Origin of the sequence: Variovorax sp. 22077 (assembly GCF_052044195.1) — a bacterium.
In the GTDB taxonomy this organism is placed as follows: Bacteria; Pseudomonadota; Gammaproteobacteria; order Burkholderiales; family Burkholderiaceae_C; genus Variovorax; species Variovorax atrisoli.
This window is the reverse complement of record NZ_JBQEQC010000101.1, coordinates 1-571: the sequence shown is the minus strand read 5'-3', so window position 1 is coordinate 571 and position 571 is coordinate 1. Positions and strand designations below refer to the sequence as shown.

General features: G+C 59.7%; 1 protein-coding gene. It reads left to right on the top strand.

Going from position 1 to position 571, the window contains the following annotated elements; all coding sequences use genetic code 11:
* A partial coding sequence (locus ACTJLF_RS34685) for a porin (protein WP_440884913.1) occupies positions 1-540 on the top strand: 540 nt, incomplete at its 5' end.
* Positions 541-571: the final 31 nt, after the last annotated feature.

The window sequence follows — 571 nt, the reverse complement described above, 5'->3', positions numbered from 1 at the left end:
TTCGGCTACGCCAACGGTCCTCTGGACGTTGCTATCGCTTACGGCAGCAGCACGGTGGGTGACCAGTACTACATCGGCACGACCAACAAGGTCAACACCCTGAACCTGGGCGCTTCGTATGACTTCGGTCCCGTGAAGCTGTTCGGTGAAGTGTCGAAGGCCAAGAACAAGATCGACTACGAAGTGACGCCTCTCCTGGGCGGCCGTCCTGACATCGATCTGACCGGCTACCTGCTCGGCGTGACCGTGCCGGTTGGCGCTGGCCTGATCCGCGCTTCGTACTCGCACGTCAAGTACGACCGCAATCAGCCGTTCGACTTCTTCAACCCGGCTAACAACAACGACCCGAAGGCTAACAAGCTGGCCCTGGGCTACGTTCACAACCTGTCGAAGCGCACGGCCCTGTACGCAACGATCGCTCGTGTGAGCAACAAGAACGGTGCTGCTCTGACCGTTGGTGGTCCCGCCTTCATCACCACCGGCGGCTTCACCCCGAAGAGCTCCACCGGCTACGACTTCGGTATCCGTCACGCTTTCTAATCTGACGCTGGCGCAAGCCAGCTTCGGTTAA